This is a genomic window from Enterococcus sp. DIV0187, from assembly GCF_051713785.1.
GTDB lineage: Bacteria > Bacillota > Bacilli > Lactobacillales > Enterococcaceae > Enterococcus_A > Enterococcus_A avium.
Genome location: NZ_JBIOQO010000001.1, coordinates 79,464 through 98,914 on the forward strand (window position 1 = coordinate 79,464; position 19,451 = coordinate 98,914).

The 19,451-nt window shown below is 39.8% G+C and carries 13 protein-coding genes, 1 tRNA gene and 1 other annotated feature (1 of these 15 only partly in view); of the genes, 9 read left to right on the top strand and 5 right to left on the bottom strand.

The window, feature by feature from the left end; all coding sequences use genetic code 11:
• Positions 1-19: a binding site (T-box leader), on the top strand (it extends 189 nt beyond the left edge of the window).
• Between the two features lie 149 nt (positions 20-168).
• Positions 169-2,955 (top strand): isoleucine--tRNA ligase, encoded by a 2,787-nt coding sequence (gene ileS, locus IGI52_RS00445; protein WP_127978732.1) that lies wholly within the window; start codon positions 169-171, stop codon positions 2,953-2,955.
• Positions 2,956-3,144: 189 nt separating this feature from the next.
• Here the strand turns inward: ileS and zwf are convergent, their stop codons facing one another.
• Together zwf and IGI52_RS00455 are read right to left on the bottom strand one after the other, a co-directional pair.
• The gene (gene zwf, locus IGI52_RS00450; RefSeq protein ID WP_438780093.1) at positions 3,145-4,659 is read right to left on the bottom strand and encodes a glucose-6-phosphate dehydrogenase; all 1,515 of its coding nucleotides are present in this window, start codon (positions 4,657-4,659) and stop codon (positions 3,145-3,147) included.
• A 175-nt stretch (positions 4,660-4,834) separates the two neighbouring features.
• On the bottom strand, positions 4,835-5,482 hold the full coding sequence (locus tag IGI52_RS00455) for a metal-dependent transcriptional regulator (RefSeq protein WP_270786463.1): 648 nt from the start codon (positions 5,480-5,482) through the stop codon (positions 4,835-4,837).
• A 215-nt stretch (positions 5,483-5,697) separates the two neighbouring features.
• On the opposite strand from IGI52_RS00455, the gene gltB reads away from it, so the two are divergent.
• Positions 5,698-10,188 (top strand): glutamate synthase large subunit, encoded by a 4,491-nt coding sequence (gltB, locus tag IGI52_RS00460; protein ID WP_438780094.1) that lies wholly within the window; start codon positions 5,698-5,700, stop codon positions 10,186-10,188.
• 1 nt (position 10,189) lies between these two features.
• The gene (locus IGI52_RS00465) at positions 10,190-11,626 is read left to right on the top strand and encodes a glutamate synthase subunit beta (RefSeq protein WP_438780095.1); all 1,437 of its coding nucleotides are present in this window, start codon (positions 10,190-10,192) and stop codon (positions 11,624-11,626) included.
• 34 nt (positions 11,627-11,660) lie between these two features.
• Here the strand turns inward: IGI52_RS00465 and IGI52_RS00470 are convergent, their stop codons facing one another.
• A complete protein-coding gene (locus IGI52_RS00470; protein WP_016180566.1) occupies positions 11,661-12,017 on the bottom strand; it encodes a DUF4828 domain-containing protein in 357 nt (118 codons plus the stop codon).
• Between the two features lie 199 nt (positions 12,018-12,216).
• Here IGI52_RS00470 and sfsA point away from each other — a divergent pair, with 199 nt between their 5' ends.
• The 4 genes from sfsA (at position 12,217) to IGI52_RS00490 (ending at position 15,416) form a co-directional block, all read left to right on the top strand.
• Positions 12,217-12,948 carry a DNA/RNA nuclease SfsA gene (gene sfsA / locus IGI52_RS00475; protein ID WP_311872551.1) on the top strand — a complete coding sequence of 244 codons (732 nt, stop codon included), beginning with the start codon at positions 12,217-12,219 and terminating at the stop codon, positions 12,946-12,948.
• A gap of 19 nt (positions 12,949-12,967) precedes the next feature.
• A complete protein-coding gene (locus tag IGI52_RS00480; protein WP_144325129.1) occupies positions 12,968-13,969 on the top strand; it encodes a Gfo/Idh/MocA family protein in 1,002 nt (333 codons plus the stop codon).
• Positions 13,970-13,977: 8 nt separating this feature from the next.
• Positions 13,978-15,156 carry a DEAD/DEAH box helicase gene (locus IGI52_RS00485; protein ID WP_070558433.1) on the top strand — a complete coding sequence of 393 codons (1,179 nt, stop codon included), beginning with the start codon at positions 13,978-13,980 and terminating at the stop codon, positions 15,154-15,156.
• A gap of 186 nt (positions 15,157-15,342) precedes the next feature.
• Positions 15,343-15,416: transfer RNA gene (locus tag IGI52_RS00490), tRNA-Arg, on the top strand.
• 50 nt (positions 15,417-15,466) lie between these two features.
• Here IGI52_RS00490 and IGI52_RS00495 read toward each other — a convergent pair.
• Both IGI52_RS00495 and IGI52_RS00500 read right to left on the bottom strand, forming a co-directional pair.
• Positions 15,467-16,705, bottom strand: coding sequence for an aminopeptidase (locus tag IGI52_RS00495; RefSeq protein WP_438780096.1), 1,239 nt, complete (start codon positions 16,703-16,705; stop codon positions 15,467-15,469).
• 146 nt (positions 16,706-16,851) lie between these two features.
• Complete coding sequence (locus IGI52_RS00500; RefSeq protein WP_438780097.1) at positions 16,852-17,295, bottom strand: flavodoxin; 444 nt, start codon at positions 17,293-17,295, stop codon at positions 16,852-16,854.
• Positions 17,296-17,663: 368 nt separating this feature from the next.
• Here IGI52_RS00500 and map point away from each other — a divergent pair, with 368 nt between their 5' ends.
• Together map and IGI52_RS00510 are read left to right on the top strand one after the other, a co-directional pair.
• The gene (map, locus tag IGI52_RS00505) at positions 17,664-18,428 is read left to right on the top strand and encodes a type I methionyl aminopeptidase (RefSeq protein WP_016180572.1); all 765 of its coding nucleotides are present in this window, start codon (positions 17,664-17,666) and stop codon (positions 18,426-18,428) included.
• A gap of 15 nt (positions 18,429-18,443) precedes the next feature.
• Positions 18,444-19,367, top strand: coding sequence for a YihY/virulence factor BrkB family protein (locus IGI52_RS00510; RefSeq protein ID WP_016180573.1), 924 nt, complete (start codon positions 18,444-18,446; stop codon positions 19,365-19,367).
• Positions 19,368-19,451: the final 84 nt, after the last annotated feature.

A 19,451-nucleotide genomic window follows, 5' to 3' on the forward strand; every position in this document is an offset into this window, starting at 1 on the left:
CGACAAGCTCGTCCCTTTGCGGATAAGCTTGTTTTTTTGTTGATTTATCCATTAAGAGAATTTCAACAAAGGTTACCAGTTTTTTTGGTACGTGTGTGAAAAAAAGCGACGAACTAAGTTACTGTATCGCTAATGTTCAATTTTATAATTTAAAGGAGACGATCAATAGTGAAGACAAAAGAAACTCTTCAACTAGGAAAAACCGGATTCCCAATGCGCGGCAATTTACCTAACCGTGAAGGACAGTGGGAAAAAGAATGGGAAGAAAACAACATTTATGAAAAGCGTCAAAAACTAAATGAAGGCAAACCAACCTTCGTTTTACATGATGGACCCCCATATGCAAATGGGAACATTCATATTGGACATGCGTTAAATAAAATTAGTAAAGATATCATTGTACGTTCCAAATCAATGTCAGGTTTTCGTGCGCCTTATGTACCTGGCTGGGATACGCATGGTTTGCCAATTGAACAGGTTTTAACAAACAAAGGGATTAAGCGTAAAGAAATGTCGATGGCCGAATACCGCAAAAAATGTGAAGAATACGCTTTGTCACAGGTGGATAAGCAGCGCGAAGATTTCAAACGTCTAGGAATTGCTGGCGATTGGGAACATCCATATATTACATTGACACCTGATTATGAAGCAGCTGAAATTCGTGTATTTGGTAAAATGGCTGAAAAAGGGTATATCTATAAAGGGTTGAAACCAATTTATTGGTCACCTTCAAGTGAATCTTCATTAGCTGAAGCGGAAATTGAATATAAAGATGTCAAATCTCCTTCAATCTTTGTTGCTTTTAAAGTAAAGGATGGAAAAGGGATATTAGATACGGATACCTCATTCATTATTTGGACAACAACACCGTGGACTTTGCCAGCAAACCAAGGAATCTCGGTTAACCCTGCTTACACTTACGCTGTGGTAGAAGCGGCAGGAGGTAAATATGTTGTTGCGAAAGATTTGTTAGAGAAAGTTGCAGAGGAATTAGAGTGGGAAAATCATAAAGTTCTCAAAGAGGTTTCTGGAAAAGATCTTGAATACATGACAGCACAGCATCCATTTTATGATCGCGAATCCTTAGTTATTCTAGGAGATCATGTAACATTAGACGCGGGTACTGGACTGGTTCATACCTCTCCGGGTCACGGGGAAGATGACTACTTTGCATGGAAAAACTACCGAAATGACATTATTTCTCCAGTTGATGATCGTGGAGTAATGACAGCTGAAGCGCCAGGTTTTGAAGGTGTTTATTATGACAAGGTTAATCCAATGGTTACTGAATTGTTAGAAAAAAATGGAGCACTATTGAAGTTAGAATTCTTCACTCATAGCTATCCGCATGATTGGCGTACGAAAAAACCAATCATTTATCGCGCAACACCACAATGGTTTGCCTCAATTGATAAGTTCCGTCAAGATATCTTAGACGAAATCGAAAAAGTTGATTGGATCATTCCATGGGGGAAAACTCGTCTGTATAATATGATTCGTGATCGCGGTGATTGGGTGATCTCTCGTCAGCGCGCATGGGGTGTTCCGCTACCGATTTTCTATGGTGAAGATGGAGAACCAATTATCACACCGGAAACTACAGAGCATGTGGCGCAATTATTCGCTGAACATGGTTCTAATATTTGGTTTGAACGTGAAGCAAAAGATTTATTACCTGAAGGATTTACGCATCCAAGCTCACCGAATGGTAAATTTACTAAAGAGACAGATATCATGGATGTTTGGTTTGACTCAGGGTCTTCTCACGAAGCAGTGTTACGTCAACGTGAGGATTTGACCTTCCCGGCTGACATGTATTTGGAAGGTTCTGACCAATATCGCGGTTGGTTCAATTCAAGTATTACAACAAGTGTGGCGATTAATGGCGTTGCGCCATACAAATCAGTCCTTTCTCAAGGCTTCACTCTAGATGGCGAAGGCCGTAAGATGAGTAAATCATTAGGTAACACAATTGTTCCTGGAAAAGTGATTAACCAAATGGGCGCCGATATCTTACGTCTATGGGTTAGCAGTGTAGACTATGAAGCAGACGTTCGTGTATCGATGGATATTTTGAATCAAGTTTCAGAAGTTTATCGGAAAATTCGTAATACCATGCGTTTCTTATTAGCGAATACCAGTGATTTTGAACCTTCGACACACACGGTTGCTTATGATGAATTACGTTCGGTTGATAAATATATGTTAGTTCGTTTGAATGAAGTAATCAAAACGATTCGTGAAGAGGGTTATGAGAAATATGATTTCACACAAATCTACAAGACAGTCGTGAACTTCTTGACAGTTGATCTATCATCATTCTATTTAGATTTTGCAAAAGATGTTGTATATATTCAAGCAGAAGACAGCTATGAACGTCGCTGCATGCAAACGGTCTTCTATCAAGCAGCGGTAGCATTGACGAAGTTATTGACGCCAATTATTCCTCATACCACCGAAGAAATCTGGACGTACTTGAAGGAAGAAGAAGAATACGTACAGTTAGCGGAATTGCCAAGCTATGAAACGTTCCCTAACCAAGAGGAATTGCTAGATACATGGAAAGCCTTTATGGATTTCCGTGATAAGGTCTTGAAAGCTTTAGAAGAAGCTCGTAATGAAAAAGTGATTGGCAAATCACTAGAAGCAAAAGTAACCATTTATCCAAATGAACAAGTGGCTACGATGTTGACAGCTTTAGATGCTGATCTAGCACAATTGTTGATCGTATCACCCGACTCATTCAGTATTGCGATGAATACTGCACCAGAAAATGCTATGGTGTTCGATGATGTAGCGATTTTAGTTGAAAAAGCAGATGGCGAAGTTTGTGATCGTTGCCGTCAAGTTCGCACGACAGTTGGAGAAGATGAAAAGCTTCCGCATTTATGTGCCTCATGTGCCCAAATTGTAGAAGAAAACTATCCAGAAGCAGTAGCAGAAGGATTAGAATAAAAGACTATAATAGAAGGAACCCGCATCGGAGTAGTTCGATGCGGGTTTTTTAGCTTTTCTCAAAATGTTTTGATTATTAAATGTTGCGATGATTATTCGAGTCAGGTCAAATCTTTATGATTTTTTATTCATATGTCTTTGAGGTAGCTACACAAAAAAAGCTGAGAAAAATTTCCCAGCTTTAATTATTTATTCTAATTGTCCGCGTTCACGGTACCATTGATCGGGTTGCCAAGCCCATTCATGTCCGTTCTTCGCTAAAAGATCGAAGGCACACTGTGGCCCCATTGTACCGGCTGCATAGTTAGGAAAGCCTGGTGTAGTTTGATCCCAAGTATTACGTATGCGATCAACAATCTCCCATGAGTTTGCAACTTCATCCCAATGAGAGAAATTAGTGCTGTCACCATTTAAGGCATCTAACAATAATTTTTCGTAAGCTTCAGGACTATTTTCTGTGACTTCAGCACTTTGACGGAAATCTAATTTTACTGGTTCAGTATTGAAGCCTTGACCAATTTTCTTTCCATTAAGGGTTAACGAGAAGCCCTCTGTTGGTTGGATGTAAATGGTTAAAATATTTTGTGGTAATTCTCCACCACCGGCTTCTTCTTGCTCGAAATTAAAGACGTTGACGGGGACTTGTTTAAAGACGATATTTATTCTTGTGCCTTTTTCAGTCATGCGTTTTCCGGTTCGAACATAGAAAGGAACGCCTGACCAGCGGAAATTATCAATTAAAAATTTTCCGGCTACAAAGGTTTCCATCAAAGAATCTTCAGAAACATTTGGTTCATCGTGGTAAGCAATAAATTTTTTGTCATCTAACATTCCTGCGTCATATTGTCCGCGAACAAAATTTTGTAACACTTCTTCTGAATCATAGCGACGAATTGCTTGTAAAACTTTTACTTTTTCCTCACGAATGGATTTATTGGAGAAAGAAGTTGGAACTTCCATTGCTAGTAAAGCTACGACTTGCAGGATATGGTTTTGAACCATATCTTTTAGCGCACCGCTGTGTTCATAGTAACCGCCACGATCTTCCACTCCAAGCGCTTCGGAAAATGTAATCTGAACGTTTTCAATATAGCGATTATTCCAAAGGGATTCAAAGATATTATTGGCAAAGCGGATCACCGAAATATTTTGGATCATTTCTTTTCCTAGGTAGTGGTCAATTCGGAAAATATCTTGTTCAGGGAAAACTTTTCGGATTTGGTTGTTCAGCTCATTGGCAGAATCATAATCAAAGCCAAACGGTTTTTCGATTACTAAACGATTGTAACCGGTGGACGTCAAAATTTCTTGTGATTTTAAATGATTGACGATTGTTCCAAAAAACTGAGGTGCCATGGCTAAGTAATATATGCGATTTCCTTGTAAACCATATTTTTCATCTAATTGATCAGATAAACCCTTCAATTGATCGTAATGTTCAGTATCATTGACGTTGTGAGACAAATAATAAAAATGGTTTGAAAACGCCTCTGCTTCTTCCTGAGTTGGAGCGATATCTTTGATCGTCTCGCGAATGATCTCACGATAATGATCATCACTCCATGGTCGTCTCGCTGTACCGATTACAGCAAAATGCTCTGCTAAGTTGCCTTTTCTATATAGGCGAAATAGCGAAGGATATAGTTTTCTTTTCGCTAAATCGCCAGTTCCACCAAATATGGTAAATAATGCTGCCTGTTCCATATATTCCACTCCTAGTTTCTTTTAATGAATTTATTTTTCTCTCCACGAATACCATCCAACTAAGCAATGTATCTCATGTGAGAAGTAAAATCGAAATCCTCACTTGATTGATGTGTGCTGTAAAAAGTTGGATTGGCATCCTAGTTCGTTTTAATAATAACAAGTTAATGACCAGCTACAGCGAATCAACAAAAATTGTTGACGCTGCTTTGTAACTAATTGAAACCTCTTTTTGTTCATTTTGTAAAGTAATTGGTCCTTCATAAGCAGCAATATTTGTGATCCTGTATTCTTCATGGATTTTGACGCCCAGATCCATCAAATAATCGAGCAGATCCTTTTCATCCAAAACACGGGCTATTCGAACATTGGTGCCTTCAGGATAACTTGCTAAGGTTTGACGATCTTTTTCGTGAACTGTTTGATCCTGCTGTGGAATCATTCCCCCATGAGGACAAAATGTTGGATGATTTAAATAATGATCCAATTTTTGTTCTAGTTGTGAAGAGGTCACGTGCTCTAATACTTCTGCTTCATCATGGACTTCATTCCATGAGTAACCAAGATGATCAACTAAAAAGACCTCCCATAAGCGATGCTTACGGACTAGTGTACTTGCTTTTTCTAAACCGATCGGGGTTAATTGAACACCTTGGTAAGGAGAGTGTTCAACCAAGCCTTCTTTTACTAGCTTATTGATCATCTCACTAACAGAAGCGCCAGAAATGGACAAACCAGCAACAATTTTTTTATTACTAACTTTTTCTTTGTCGCCACCTAATTCCAATATTAATTTTAAGTAGTCTTCGCGATTCGGTGTCATTGATGTTCATCCTTTCGTAACGAGGCATATCAGATTAAGTTTACCAAACATATCACATTTTTTCCATTTGATTGGACCGGTGTTTTGAAGAATTGCTACACAAATAACATGAGTAATAAAAAAAATATTCTAAGAATCCTTGCCTATCTTAAAAAAAAAAGGTAGTATATTAAAAATAAATGAGAATTGTCAAACTATTTAAAGGATTGATGTCAATGACAAAGCAACAAGTAACAGAGGCCCCGACCATGTATGATCCCTCATTCGAGAAGGATGCATGTGGTATGGGCTTTATTGCTCAGATGGAAGGGAAGGCTTCACATCAACTAGTGAAGCATGCGTTAACGATGTTAGAACGTATGAATCATCGTGGAGGAACGGGAGCGGAACCTGAAACAGGGGATGGAGCCGGGATTTTAGCGACGATTCCAGATAAATTCTTTCAACGTGAAGCGAAAACTGCCGGGGTAAATTTACCTGATCGTGGTCAATATGCTGTGGGGATGTTCTTTTTACCAGCGGAAGAAAAACACAAGAACGGTTTACAGCAAGCTCTTGTAAAAGAAATTGAAGCAGCCGGGTACTTGGTCCTTTGGCAACGTGATGTTCCGTTCCAATATGAGAATTGTGGTCCAGGAGCACAAAAAGTGATGCCTAGCTTTGTGCAATTATTCATAAAGCGTCCATTAGAAGTTCAGACTGATCGCGATTTTGAAGATCGACTGTATCGATTGCGCCGCAAATTAGAGAAAACGTACCATGCAGGCGAAATGGCTATCTGTAGCTTATCTAGCAAAACAATCGTTTATAAGGGCATGCTGCATGCTTATCAAGTCGGGATTTTTTATGATGATCTGCAGGATGAAGAATTTGCAGCTAGTATTGCAGTTGTTCATTCCCGTTTTTCTACCAATACTTTTCCTAGCTGGGATCGCGCTCAGCCGTTCCGATTTCTTGCTCATAATGGCGAGATCAACACGTTACGTGGTTCAGAAAATTGGATGAAGAGTCATGGCATTGAAGTGTATAACGAAGAAGATTCTGACTCAGCGAAGTTAGAAAATTGTATGGAATATTTATATCGTAACGGTCGTGATATTCCTCACGCATTGATGATGATGGTACCAGAAGCCTGGTCGGAAAAGGCCAACCTAGGGGAAGAAATGACAGCATTTCAGGAGTATAATGCGAGTTTTATGGCCCCTTGGGATGGACCGGCGGCATTATGCTTTACAGATGGTGAAATGGTGGGCGCAACGCTGGATCGAAATGGCTTGCGACCTTCGCGTTATTCGATTACAAAGGATGGTTTTGTTCAAGTGGCATCTGAATCAGGTGTGGTCGACTTTGAACCATCAAATGTGATTGAAAAAGGTGTTCTAGGACCAGCTAATATGATTTTAGTTGATACTATCAACGGAAGATTTTACCGTAATCAAGAAATTAAGGAAAAGTATGCCAAAGCCCATACCTATAAAGATTGGCTGGCCGAGAATCGAATTGAACTGTCACAACTTGCGGAAGCGGAAGAAGACGCAGCAATGTTGACCGAACAAGAACTGCAAAAGATGTGGAAGTTGAATGGCTACACGGATGAAATTATCCGTGATGAATTATTACCTATGGCGGAAAAAGGTGAGGAACCAGTTCTTTCAATGGGATATGATTCACCATTGGCAGTTTTGAGTGACAAGCCACAATCTTTGTTCACGTATTTTAAACAGCAATTTGCTCAAGTCACCAATCCGCCGATTGATGCGATTCGCGAGCAGTTAGTGATTGGAACAGAAATGTTTTTAGGCCGTGATGGAGATATCCGAATTGATGATGCGCATAATTGTCAGAAATTAAAAATTAAAAGTCCTGTACTCAGCAGTGCTGATTTTGGCAAAATCGTTCAATTGAACACAAAAGAACAAAAAGCAGTGACTATCTCAACCTTATATTCAGTTGGTGGACAGAATGCTTTAGAAGATGGCTTGGAACAAATGTTTAAAGAAGCTGAGTCCGCTATTGATAATGGTGGGACAATCTTGATTCTAAGTGATCGTGGCGCAGAAAAAACCAAAATGGCAATGCCGATTTTACTGGCTGTCTCAGGTGTGCATAATTATTTGGTGAGAAAAGGAAAAGCTTCGTTAGCGAGCCTAGTCGTTGATTCAGCAGAAGTTTGCGAAGTACATCATTTTGCCACCCTTATTGGTTATGGTGCTAGTGGCATTCATCCTTATGGCGCATATGCAACTTTGAATGACTTTGACATTGAAAATGGTCTGGAAAATTATCGGAAAGCAGCTGAAAAGGGAATTGTAAAAGTAATGTCACGGATGGGTATTTCGACGATTGCGGGATATCACGGCGCTCAATTATTCGAAGTCGTAGGTATCAGTCAACCAGTGACAGAAAAATACTTCACTGGAACGGCGAGCCGCATTGGCGGGTTATCGTTAAACCAAATTGAAGAAGAATACTTACAACGTCATCAATTAGCTTATGGGCCACAGCAAAATGATTTACTAGCATCTGGCGGTAGTTTCCAATACAAAGCGGATGGTGAACATCATTTGTTCAATCCTAAGACAATCTACAATTTCCAACAGGCGGTTCGTGCAGGCGATTATCAATTATTTAAGCATTATGTTGATCAAATGAATCAGGAAGCGTTAGAAGAGCCTACCAATTTACGGGCGCTGTGGGAATTTAAAAAAGAGCGTCCGGCAGTGAAGCTTTCTGAAGTCGAGCCCGCAAGTAAAATCGTGAAACGGTTCAAAGTTGGTGCGATGTCCTATGGTTCATTGAGTGAAGAAGCCCATCAATGTATTGCTGAAGCAATGAACAGCATTGGAGCGAAGTCTAATAGTGGTGAAGGTGGCGAGAACCGCAATCGATTCAAACCACAAGTAGACGGCAAGAATTTCAACAGTAAAATCAAACAGGTCGCTTCAGGTCGTTTTGGTGTAAACGCCGAATACTTGATGAGTGCCGAAGAGTTACAAATCAAAATGGCACAAGGGGCAAAACCAGGTGAAGGCGGACAGCTTCCGGGAAATAAAGTCTTCCCGTGGGTAGCAGAAATTCGTGGTTCAACACCAGGTGTACGTTTAATTTCACCACCGCCGCATCATGATATTTATTCGATCGAAGATTTAGCTCAATTGATTTATGATTTAAAAGCTATTAATCCGTATGCGAAGATCAATGTCAAATTGGTTTCAAGTACCGGTGTAGGAACGATCGCAACAGGTGTTGTTAAAGCTGGTGCGGACGTTGTCGTGATTTCTGGTTACGACGGCGGTACCGGAGCATCACCGCGAAACTCGATTCGCGATGCAGGTTTGCCGTGGGAAATGGGTGTTGCTGAAGCGCATCAAACCCTAGCAATGAATAATCTTCGCCAACGAATGACCTTGGAAACTGACGGGAAACTGATGACTGGTCGTGACGTTGCGATGGCGATTTTACTTGGTGCCGAAGAATATAGTTTTGCATCACTTGCTTTGGTAGCGATTGGATGCGTGATGATGCGAGTATGTAGTTTAAATACTTGTCCTGTAGGTGTAGCAACGCAAAATCCAGCATTACGGAAATTTTTTGTTGGAAAGCCTGAACACCTGATCAATATGATGTATTTTATCGCGGAAGATTTGCGAGAAATTATGGCTGAACTAGGTTTTAGAAGTATTGATGAAATGATTGGTCATACGGAAGTATTAGAGCCGCGCTTTATTGCAAAAGGCAAGGCAAAATCATTAGATTTTTCTCGAATGTTATCTACAAGTATTGGCATTGAACGTAAAACAGAAGATCCGTTTAAAGAAAAACGTGAATGGCCTGAGTTGGATCAATTTGCAGAAGGTGCGATTAAAAACGGGGAGCAAGTAAAAATGAGCGCTCCAATCAATAATGTTAATCGGACAGTTGGTGCGCGTATGGGTGGCTGGATTGCGGAACGATTTGGTAATTATCAGCTGACTCCTGGTCAAATCCAATACACATATACCGGGATTGCTGGTCAAAGTTTTGGTTCATTTATCACACAAGGGATGGAGCTGAAACTAATTGGTGAAGGAAATGACTACGTGGCCAAAGGACTAAGTGGAGGGCGAGTGATTATTGTGCCGCCTAAAGAAGCAGCTTACGATATAGAAGATTCACCAATTGTCGGCAATGTTGTCTGTTTTGGTGCGAATCGCGGAGAAGGCTATTTCCGCGGCAAAGCCGGTGAGCGTTTCTGTGTGAGAAATAGCGGTGCTAACGTGGTGGTTGAAGGAGTCGGTGATCATGGCTGTGAATATATGACTGGCGGTGTTGCTGTCATTTTAGGCCCAACTGGTCGAAACTTCGCGGCTGGTATGTCTGGTGGAGTCGCCTATGTCTATGATCCGAGCGGAACGTTTGCTGACAAATGTAATTTAGAGATGGTGGATCTTTATAAACTCGGCGAAACCGGAGATGATGCTGTCTTGAAAGAAATGATCGAGAAGCATTTGACCTACACAGATTCATTAAAGGCCGCTGAGTTGTTGAATGATTGGGAAAATGCTCAAAAGCATTTTGTTAAAGTATATCCAAGAGAATATCACGAAATGGTTCGTGTGACTGAAGAATTAGCCAAAACCGGTTTAGCAGGTGATGAGCTGATCGAAAAAGCGTTTATAGAAGTGATCGGCGAACAAACCGTACCGGCTGGAAAGGAGCGTGGCTAGGATGGCAGATCCATTTGGCTTTTTAAAATATCCTCGGAAAGACAATCCTTATCGACCGGTTGAAGAACGAATTCAAGATTGGGAAGAATTACAAAACCCACTCGGTGTAGAGGAGCGAAAAGAACAAGCAGCGCGTTGTATGAACTGCGGAATTCCTTTTTGCCATACCGGAATTTTCTATGGCGGAAAAAGGGCTGTCTCAGGATGTCCAAATGATAATTTGATTCCGGAATGGAATGATTATGTCTACCGCGGTGATTTCAAAAATGCATTTGATCGTTTAGCTAAAACGAATCCTTTGCCTGAAATGACTGGTCGAGTATGTCCAGCGCCTTGTGAAAAATCTTGTACAGAAGGTTTGAATGGTTCAGGTGTAGCTATCCATGATAATGAGCGATTCATTATTGATAATGCCTTTGAACAAGATTGGGTCAGAGCCGATGGCATGCCGACTGAACGAACCGACTTCAAGGTTGCAATCATTGGTTCTGGTCCAGCAGGACTGTCGGCAGCTTGGCGGTTGAATCAGCTAGGTCATCAAGTAACGGTCTATGAACGCAGTGACCGTGCTGGTGGATTATTGATGTACGGTATTCCGAATATGAAATTGGATAAGGAAATTGTTCAACGACGGATCAATGTAATGGAGGAAGTTGGCATTACATTTGTATTGAGTACAGAAGTTGGCGTTGATGTTACGGCAGATGAGCTGCAAGCAAAATACGATCGCATTATTATTGCTAGTGGGGCTAGCGTTCCGCGGGATCTAAAAATCAAAGGACGTGAGCTTCATGGTATCCAGTTTGCAGTAGATTATTTGACTGAATGTACAAAAGATGTAATGAAGCACGGCAAAAAAGTCACTGATCGAAAGCTCGCTGGTAAGCACGTTGTTGTTATTGGCGGTGGAGATACAGGAAATGACTGTATTGGTTCAGCGATTCGTCAAGGAGCAACTTCTGTTAAACAGTTAGAAATCACTCCGCAATTACCTGCTCAGCGTACAGCAAATAATCCTTGGCCGGAGTATTCAATGATTAATCGCGTAGGGTATGGACAAGAAGAGGGCGCATTGAAGAACTCAGAGCTAACTTCTTATAATACCTCTACAACTGCTTTTATTGGTGCTGAACGAGGACAAGTAATTGCGATCGAGACAACCCAAGTCGATAGCCAGTTCCAACCGATTGTCGGAACAGAAAAAACTTTAAAAGCTGACCTTGTTTTGTTAGCGATGGGCTTTACAGGAGCCGAGAAGAATTTACTTGACACTTTTGGGGTTCAGGAAATCTATGAAGATTATACGACAAATAATGAAAAAGTTTATGTGGCAGGTGATGCTAGACGCGGTCCAAGTCTTGTCATTTGGGGAATTCGTGAAGGCCGTAAAGCCGCAGAAAACGTGGATCAGATTCTACGTTCGTTGATTCATCAATAAAATAAACGGATGCCAAATCGGCATCCGTTTTTGTCTAATTATTTACAGGGGTAATTGGAAAAGAAACATCATCTAATTCATCATAAAGGCTAACCGGAATACCATTCTTTGTTTTGATCAATAAATGATAGCCATATTGATCCTGAATTGCCAATTTTTGCTCACTCAATTCAATAAGCTGATAGATAATGGCGGTGCCATCTAAAACAATTGAAAGATCAGGATAGATTGTGATGGTGTGATGTTTGTGCTCTTTTGGATGAGTGAATTCCCAAGAACCAACATAAAGGCTATTTAAGTCCTTTGCGTCACGTTTACGAATAATTTTTGAACCTACTGCTGCCACACCAAGTGATGTCGCACTGAGGAACACGGGCCATTTGAATCTCATCCAAAAACTCCTTTCACAACTATATAGATAAAATTTAATAAATTTGATGGATTTCTTAGCCTATTTCATTGACTGAGAATGTAAGATATAAAATTTACGGCCATTCTCATAGGCTTTGTTATACTATATAATAAAGTCTGTCATCTTTCCATCCGACTTAAGGACTATTTAACTATTTTTAGAAGGATTTTGATAATTAATGAAGTATTCGGAGATTCACTTAGCAGCTTTTACTGAAAGAAGCAATCGATTTATTGCCCGTTGTCGGTTATTAGAATCTGGAGAAGAGATTATCACTCATGTAAAAAATACAGGGCGGTGCAAAGAATTATTACTTCCCAACGCAGTAGTAGCGGTAAATCATCAACCGTCTGACAAACGGAAAACAGCCTATGATCTTGTTGCAGTCAAAAAAGGAAATATGTGGATTAATATTGATTCACAGATTCCTAATGCTTTAGCAGCTGAAGGAATTTTGGCAGGGAAGATCTGTTTACCTGGATTAAAAGGTTCTATCATTTATTTAAAACGGGAATATGTCTTTGAACGCTCGAAGTTTGATATTTATTTTGAGACAGATCAACAAGAAAAGGGATTTGTTGAAGTAAAAGGGATGACATTAGAAAATCAAGGGATCGGCGCTTTTCCTGATGCACCGACAATCAGAGGGTTAAAGCATGTGCAGGAATTACGAGTCGCTCAAGCCTTGGATTATCATTGTTATGTTTTATTTATCGTACAATTTTCTGCAATCCAAGCGGCGACGCTTCACCGTCTGATGCAGCCGGCACTTTATCAAGCAGCAGAAATGGCTATGGCAGACGGTGTGCAAATTTTAGCGTATAATTGTGAAGTAGATCAGGAATCCATTTCGATTAAAGAGTCTGTCTCCTTTGATCTGAAACAAGAATTTATTGATCCAAATCAATGAGTGAAAGGTGGAGAAAATTATGATTAACTTAGGTATTATTGGAACAAATTGGATTACTGATCAATTTGTCCAAGCAGCTCATGAGACGGGGAAATATCGCCTGGCGGCAGTTTATTCTCGGCGATTAGATACGGCACAAAAATTTGGTGAAAAGTATGGCGATGTCGAGTATGCGACTGATCTTGATACGTTTTTCGGTCTTGAACATGTAAATACCGTTTATATCGCTTCACCAAACAGCCTTCATTTCGAGCAGGCAAAGCAAGGAATCTTAGCTGGCAAAAATGTGATTGTCGAAAAGCCCGCTTTTTCAACGCCGACAGAAATGGATGAAATTATTGAGTTGGCGAATCAGAAAAGAGTATTTTTCTTTGAAGCGGCTCGTAATATTCATGAGAAATCTTTCAAAACGATTGCTGATTTTTTACCATCGAAAGATCAAATCATCGGCGCGGATTTTAGCTTTATGAAGTACTCTTCGCGTTACGATCAAGTTTTGGATGGAGGAGAACCCAATATTTTTTCTCCGCATTTTTCAGGCGGCGCGTTGGTTGATCTGGGCGTATACCCGATTTATGCGGCGTTAGCTTGGTTTGGTATGCCAAAAGAAAGTGTCTATTTTGGTCAAAAAATCGCAACTGGTGTTGACGGCTTTGGAGTAGGTGTTTTACGATACGATAATTTTGACGTAACGATTCGGACAGGTAAAATCAATGATAGTTTTCAACAATCTGAGATTTATTTAGTGAACGGAACCTTAGTGATGGATGCTGTCAATTCTATTAGCGAAGCCATTTTTCATGATCGAAATCACCAATGTAGAGAAAAGCTGGCTGTGCATCAATTAGAGAATCCGATGGTTGAAGAGGCAGACGAGTTTGCCCGAGTGATTTTGAATCCAACAGATCGCAAGTTGGGCACGGACTATGAAGAATGGGTCGAATTATCCCGAAATGTGAATCAAGTAATGTATGATATGCGAAAAAGTGCGGGCATCATTTTTGATGCGGACGAGAAATAGAGGAATCCATGAATAATCAGAATTTTGTACCATTTTTACAAAAAAATTGGGAAGAAGCGGGGTTTCAAAAACCAGCATTGATCCAATCAAAAGTTTATGACTTAATTAGTGAAGGAAAAAATTTAGTGGGTATTGCTCCGACTGGCAGTGGGAAGACCTTAGCTTATTTGTTGCCATTAATTAATAGACTTGAAGCTGGCATTCCCAGTCAAGTGTTGGTCTTAACTTCTTCACAGGAGTTGGCGATGCAAGTTGTAGAAGTCGCTCGAAGCTGGATCAGCGGTTCAGGAATGAAAGTTCAACCTTTGATCGGCGGTGCCAATGTCAAACGTCAACAAGAAGCACTGAAGAAAAAACCAGAATTATTGGTCGGAACACCTGGCCGTGTGCTGGAATTGATTATGGCAAAAAAAATCAAAGCTCCCAATATCAAAACACTCGTATTTGATGAAGTAGACCAGCTGGTTCAAGGTCAAAGCTTGCAGTTGATTCGAAACATTCTAAAAGCTACGGATAACAATGCGCAACATCTGTATTTTTCCGCAACTGCTGATGTCGTATTAGATGAATTGAATAAGATTGAATCTGAGCTGATTGTGGTAGATGTAAGCGAAGAAGATGACAGTCAAGGTGAGGTACAACACTTTTATTTAGAGACGAGTGAGCGTAAAAAAGTTGATCAGTTGCGTCGTTTGTTAAATCTACCCGAATTTTTGGGGATGATTTTCTTTAATCAGTTAAGTGATATGGGCAGTGCTGAGGAGAAATTACTCTATCACCAATTGCCAGTTGCAAGTTTGGCTTCGGACCAATCGAAAATATCCCGTAAAGGGGCGATTGAGCAGTTCAAAAAGCATCAGATCCTAGGATTGCTCACAACTGATTTAGCTAGTCGAGGATTAGATATTGAGGCCCTGCCATTTGTGATCAATGTTGATGTCCCATTAAGCGAAGAAAGTTACTTACATCGTGCAGGAAGAGTCGGCCGAATGGGTAACGCTGGGGTTGTGATTTCCTTTGTTACGCCACAAGAAAAATCAGACTTAATCAAAATTGCTAAAAAACTGAACTTAGCAATTTCACCGATCTATTTATTTGGCGGAGAGCTTTTAACAGAAGAACCAATAAAACAAAGCGAACCAAAAAAGAAAAAAAGTAAAAAGAGCAAAGGGAAGAGACGGAAATAAGTCTCTTCCCTTTGTTCTTTTTAAAATAGCGAATGCAACAAAGTTCTTCGGATTCTTATTTGAGAAAAATTCATGAATTAGTAATAGATGACCATCGTAATTTTTCATTTTTTTAGAATGTCTTCATTAAATTTAAGTTAGTCATCTTGCTAAAATAAGTTAAAATCGCTACAATAATAGAGGCATGTTCTCGTAGCTCAGTAGGATAGAGCGATCGCCTCCTAAGCGATAGGTCGCTGGTTCGATTCCAGTCGAGAACGTAAAAACAGCAAGTAGAATTTTTTCATTCTACTTGCTGTTTTTGTTTTATTTAAGCCCAATCACCATTTCTAAAGATTGGAACTTTTGAACCATCTTTACGAATGCCATCAATATTCATTTGAGCAGAACCCACCATGAAGTCGACATGAGTCTGGCTGCTATTCAAACCAGCTTCAGCCAATTCGGACTTGGTCATTTCCGTTCCACCCTCCACACTGAAGGGATAAGCTGCGCCCAACGCTAAGTGATTTGATGCATTTTCATCAAATAAAGTATTGAAGAAAGTTATTCCAGATTGAGAAATTGGGGAAGGATCTGGAACTAAGGCAACCTCACCAAGGTGTTTCGCTCCTTCATCAATATCCAATAATGAGGCTAAGACATCAGCTCCCTCTTTAGCAGAAAACTCAACGACTTTTCCATCCTTGAAGGTGAATTTCATTTCATTTAAAGTTGTGCCAGCATAGCTTAATGGTTTTGTACTGGTGATATAGCCATCAACACGATTACGATCAGGTGCTGTAAATACCTCTTCCGTCGGCATATTAGCCATAAATTCATTACCATCTGCAGCAAAACTGCCAGCACCCTCCCAAACATGATTTTTCGGCAAACCAATCACAATATCTGTACCTGGAGCGGTATAGTGTAAAGCAGAAAATTGTTCCTTGTTTAAACGTTCTGCTTGTTCACGCATTGCTGCATCATGCTCTTCCCATGCTTTAACAGGATCATCTGAATAAATTCGAGTTGTTTTAAATATTTCATCCCAAAGTTTGTCAACTTGCTCTTCACTTGAAGCGAGCGTCGGGAAGACTTTTTTTGCCCATGCAGGACTAGATGCAGCTACTACTGTCCATCGTAATTTGTTTGATTGCGTGGCTTCCATCACAGCTTGTAATGCTTTGCCACGGGCTGCTTGATAGCTTGCTACACGATTTGTATCGACACCTAATAAAGCATCTGGATTTTGTGAAACAATACTGATTCGGGTGACCCGTTTTTCAGCAAATGTGTTTGCTTCATCTACTTTATAAGTGGGAACTTCATTGATTCGTTCCTCTGCTGCATGACTCAAAAACTCCCGTTGAATTTCATCATCATTCCATTGGACAATAACTTCTGCTGCGCCTAATTGATAAGCTTCTTTTGTAACAAGCCGAGCTAATACAGCTTGATCAACACTGGCGTATACGACAACAGTGTCATTTTTCTGTACATTTACACCAACCTTTGCAATCAAATGGGCATATTTTTTTAAGAGTGTGTCAAAATTAGGTAAAACCATTCTTATCCCTCCAATTCGATATTCTTATCTTAGCATTTCTAAGATTTTCTAAAAAGAAAATGAAATTAATTCTTTTACATAATAATTCTGAAAACTTTAATAAAATAAAAAGATGCACCAATTGTTTTGGTACATCTAGGTTTCACTTATGCTATAGCTGCAACAAGCTTTTTCGCGAAAGCTTCTAAGCTTTCAATATCTTCTTCTTCGGCAGCCATTTCCACTTTTACACTCTCTGCTCCTCGAGTGGCTCCAGTTTTTGCGAATGCTGCATCGAAATCATCAACAGACTTACAATATTGATCATAAAATGTATCGCCAGATCCGCAAACACCAAAAATTTTTCCGTTTAGATCTAATTCCTGTAGCTCTTCGTAAAAGTCTACGATTTCATCAGGAAGGTCGCCTTCGCCATAAGTATATGTCGCAACCACACAAATATCCGCATCTTCAAAATCTTCAGCGTCAACCTGTGTACATTCATCGATTTCTACATCTACATCTAAATTTTCGAAGGCTTCAGCCACAATATCTGCGATTTCTTCGGTGTTACCAGTCATACTGGCGTAAACAATTTTTGCTAATGTCAAAAGAATTCCTCCTTATTAATTTGAATGAATTAATTTTACAAGGAAAATTTCATTCAATTTCGAATGTCGAATCGGTCTTCTCATTAAAGCAAGAAGAACTAATTAAAGTTGAACGGACATCCGTAGCTTTAAGCTAAATTTATGGTCATTATATCAAAATAGAAATCAAAAGGAAATCACTGTTCTCTAACCATTTGTTCGCTTAATAGGGTTATGTTAAAATGGACAAGATGAAAAAGGATGTTCGTCCAGAGATTCACAGACTTTTAAAGCGGCATTAATTCCAATCAAGAGAATTTCGCTTAGCTGGATGACCGACAAAAATATTTTCACCAGAATATAATTAACAAAAATAAGGAGACGAGAAAATGATTACTTTGAAATCACCCCGAGAAATTGAAATGATGAATGAGTCAGGTGAATTACTGGCTGATGTGCATCGTCATTTACGGGATTTCATAAAGCCGGGAATTACCAGTATGGATATAGAGAACTTTGTTAGAAACTTTATTGAAAGTCATGGTGGTGTGGCTGCTCAAATCGGCTTTGAAGGATACGAATATGCAACCTGCTGCAGTATTAACGACGAGATTTGTCATGGTTTTCCAAGAAAAAAACCTTTAAAAAATGGAGATTTAATCAAGGTTGATATGTGTGTAGAGTATAAAGGTGCAATGTCTGATTCTTGCTGGTCTTATGCGGTAGGAGAAGTGACACCAGAAATTAAACGGTTAATGGAAGTAACAAAAAAAGCTATGTACTTAGGTATCGAACAAGCACAGGTGGGCAATCGTATTGGTGACATTGGTCATGCTATTCAAACCTATGCTGAGGGCGAGGGATTTTCAGTTGTACGTGATTTTGTTGGACATGGAATTGGACCAACAATCCATGAAGAACCTGCAATTCCACATTATGGTGTGGCTGGCAAGGGCTTACGATTAAAAGAAGGCATGGTTATTACTATTGAACCAATGATTAATACTGGTGTTTGGCAAATGAAGATGGATCCTAACGGCTGGACAGCTTATACTCAAGATGGTGGTTGGTGTGCGCAATATGAGCACACGCTAGCAATTACGAAAGAAGGACCAAAAATCTTGACTTCACAAGGTGAAGAAGGAACTTATTAGAACGACGAGGATGCTATGGGGCCAATAGATAAAATTAAAAATAACAAGAAATTAATGGATTTCATCCAATCAATCCAAAAACATTTAGCAGAGACAGAAATAGGCGACCGCTCAGTGGTAGTTGCCTATTATTTGTTGCTATCCTTTTTCCCTATCTTGATTATTGTTGGCAATTTGCTGCCGTACTTTAACATTACTCCTGAAACAGTTTTGCCTTATTTGAGCGAGGCCATTCCTCCAAATGTCTTCAGTTTTTTGAAGCCAGCCATTACAAGCTTGTTAGAAAGCAGTTCAGGTGGAATGCTTTCCATTTCCGTTTTAGCGGCATTATGGTCATCAAGCCGTGGGATTAATGCTTTGCAAACCGCACTTAATCGTGCGTACGGTGTTGAAGATCGTGGAAATTTCGTTATTAGCCGTATTGTGTCGGTTGGAATTGTTGGTGTACTAATGATGGCAATCATTGCTGTCGCACTTTTTTTCAGTGCAGGACAAGTGATCTTGGATGCTTTGCAGCAATTGTTGCGTTTCTCACCGGATATTATCAATACTTTCTTAGCGTTACGTTGGCCTGTAACATTGATTGGCTTATTGGTTATCCTTGGAGGTCTGTATATTGTCATTCCCAATGCACATGTACGGATAAAATATGCATTGCCAGGAACCGTTTTTGCTACGGTGGGCTGGATAGTTCTAGCTCAAGGCTTCAGTATTTACGCACGTACTTTCGCTCAACGTGTGTCAGGATATCAAATCATTGGAAGTTTTATTGTTTTAATGTTTTGGTTGAATTTTGCCGCTACCATTATTATTTTAGGCGGGGTATTAAATGTGACTATCGAGGAATATCGTACAGGACAAGAGGTTAAGGAAGGATCTAATCGTTTGAATAAATGGTTGAATAAATTGAAGGATCGCTTCATTAAAAAGAAAAAATAATTTCAAGATTTTTTGTAAGATTTCATGAGAACCTTGTAAAGGTGGTTGAATCCTTTATAATAATTTTTAGTAAAAAGGCAGGTG